Below are 2,481 nucleotides of genomic sequence, written 5' to 3'. Positions count from 1 at the left end.
GTAAGCGTGGCCTGAGGGCCGCCTTGCCCGTTTGGCCGTAGCCGGGATGCTTATCGTCTTTGACGAGGGCGCGGGCGGTGCGGGAAGTTTTCGGTTCTGAGACTGGTCGTACGAGCGCTCGTACGACTGGTCGTGTGGAGGTGGTCGGCCGGGTATCGGGCCGACGGAGCTGGTCGGACGCGGAGAAGCTGGAGATCCTGGCCGAGGCGTTCCGGCCGGGCGTGCGGGTCCGTGATGTCATCGCCCGGCGCGAGGTGTCGAGCAGCCTGATCTATACGTGGCGCAAGCAGGCGCGGCTGGGCAAGCTGGGCGGGGTCGCGCCTGCGCTGCCGGCATTCGCCGAGGTGCGCGTGGCCGATGTCGCCGCACCTGCGCCGCAGCCGGCGACATCCACGTCTGGCCTCATCTGCATCGAATTTCCGGGTGGCGTCCGAGTGAGCGTGGACGGGTCGGTGGACGCCGGCGCGCTGGCGCGAGTGTTGTCGGTGCTGCGTTGAGCCCCACGCCGTTGCCGACGCGGGTGTTCCTGGCGTGTGGCGTCACCGACATGCGCAAAGGGTTCGATGGCCTGGCGGTACTGGTGCAGCAGGTGCTGGCCCAGAACCCGCACTCGGGCGCGTTGTTCGCGTTCCGGGGCAAGCGGGGTCATGTGGTCAAGCTGCTGTGGTTCGATGGGCAAGGCCTGTGCCTGTTCTCCAAGCGGCTCGACCGGGGTCGGTTCGTCTGGCCGGTGACCGCGACGGGCACGGTGACGCTGACGCCGGCACAATTGTCGATGCTGCTGGAGGGCATCGACTGGCGTCGCCCAGAGCGGACGTTCACGCCGACGCTGGCGGGGTGAAAACGGCGGTTTTGCGACGCTTTTTCTCGCCCGTCGATGCGTGATCTGTTATGAAATGCGGGTGCTGGAAGCGCCTGTTTCCCCTGCTGATGCCACCGCGCGGATCGCCGCGCTGGAGGCATCGCTCGCCCGGGCGAATGCCGCGCTCGCCGCCCGCGATCTGCTCATCGACACGTTGCGCGGGCAGATCGCCCGACTGCGGCGGATGCAGTTCGGTGCCTCCTCCGAGAAGTTGGGCCGCGAGATCGAACAGCTCGAGCTGGCGCTGGAAGAGCTGGAAACGGAGCGGGATGTTTCCGAAGTCGAGACTGCGGCGCCTGGAGTAGCGCCGCGCCTGGCACCGGTCCGCAGTCTGCCGGAGCATCTGCCGCGCGAGGAGGTCGTCCACGAGCCGGCGTCCGGTATCTGCACCTGCCCGGACTGCGGTGGTGCGCTGCGCCGGCTGGGCGTGGACGCGCACGAGATGCTCGACATCGTGCCGGTGCGCTGGCGGGTCGTGCGCAACGTCCGCCCCAAATACAGCTGCCGGTCTTGCGAGAAGATCGTCCAGGCACCCGCGCCGGTCAGCGCTGTGGCGCGGGGCAAGGCGACCTTCGCGACGCTGGCGCACGTCGTCGTCTCCAAGTTCGACCACCATCTGCCGTTGTACCGCCAGGCCGAGATGATGGCCGCGCAGGGGCTCGAGATCGACCGCTCGACGCTCGCGGGCTGGGCCGGGCAAGCTGCAGCACTGCTCGACCCGGTGGTCAGCCGTATCCGTGACGAGGTGCTCAAGGCCGACAAGATCCACGCCGACGACACGCCGGTGCCGGTGCTCGACCCCGGCCGTGGCAAGACCGCGACCGGGCGGCTGTGGGTGTACGCCGCCGACGACCAGGCGTCCGGCAGCACGACACCGCCCGCAACATGGTATCGCTTCACGCCCGACCGCACCGCGGCGCACCCGCAGGCGCATCTCGCCGGCTTTCGCGGCTTTCTCCAGGCCGATGCCTATGCGGGCTATGACGCCCTGTACCGCGGTGGCGTCACAGAGGTGGCATGCTGGGCACACTTCCGGCGCAAGGTGTTCGACCTGCACGAGCGCCTCTCCACGCCGCTGACCACCGATATCCTGGAGCGCATCGGCGCGCTCTATGCCGTCGAGGCGGAGGTGCGTGGTCAGCCGCCGGATGTACGCCGTCGAGCGCGACAGGAACGAAGCCAGTCGCTGGTCGACGCCTTGCGCGAGGTGCTCGACGCTGCCCTTCGCCGCCTGTCGCCCAAGTCCGACATGGCCAAAGCCATCGCCTATGGCACCAAACGCTGGCCGGCGCTGTGCCGCTTCCTGGGTGACGGGCGTCTGGAGATCGACAACAACATCGCGGAGCGGGCCCTGCGCGGCGTCGCCGTGGGAAGGCGCAACTGGCTGTTCGCGGGTTCGCGCGCAGGCGGCGAGCGAGCCGCCGCCATCTACACCGTCATCCAGACCTGCAAGGCCAACGGCGTCGACCCGCAGGCCTATATCGCCGATGTCATCGCCAGGGTCGCCGGCGACTGGCCCGCCACCCGCTGGGACGAGCTGATGCCGTGGAACTGGGTGCCCCAGACAGATCAGCCAACAGCCCAAGCCGCATAAACTGCGGTCCTCACGCCACGCTTAC

At 68.8% G+C, this 2,481-nt stretch carries 3 protein-coding genes; all 3 read left to right on the top strand.

Annotation, left to right across the window (positions count from 1 at the left end):
- Nucleotides 1-134: 134 nt before the first annotated feature.
- Genes tnpA through tnpC form a run of 3 tightly spaced genes read left to right on the top strand, consistent with a single transcriptional unit; the run spans nucleotide 135 to nucleotide 2,456 of the window.
- Nucleotides 135-497, top strand: coding sequence for an IS66-like element accessory protein TnpA (tnpA, locus tag J2Y58_RS20775; RefSeq protein ID WP_007407193.1), 363 nt, complete (start codon nucleotides 135-137; stop codon nucleotides 495-497).
- Nucleotides 494-841 (top strand): IS66 family insertion sequence element accessory protein TnpB, encoded by a 348-nt coding sequence (gene tnpB, locus J2Y58_RS20770; protein WP_275402996.1) that lies wholly within the window; start codon nucleotides 494-496, stop codon nucleotides 839-841. Before tnpA ends, tnpB begins: the two co-directional genes overlap by 4 nt.
- A 55-nt stretch (nucleotides 842-896) precedes the next feature.
- Entirely contained in the window at nucleotides 897-2,456 is a 1,560-nt protein-coding gene (gene tnpC, locus J2Y58_RS20765) for an IS66 family transposase (protein ID WP_025292356.1), read from the top strand.
- Nucleotides 2,457-2,481 lie beyond the last annotated feature (25 nt).

The sequence above is a fragment of the Sphingomonas sp. BE138 genome (genome assembly GCF_031456125.1).
Lineage (GTDB): Bacteria > Pseudomonadota > Alphaproteobacteria > Sphingomonadales > Sphingomonadaceae > Sphingomonas.
The sequence above is the reverse complement of the archived record's forward strand: the minus strand, read 5'-3'. Positions and strand labels throughout refer to the sequence as shown.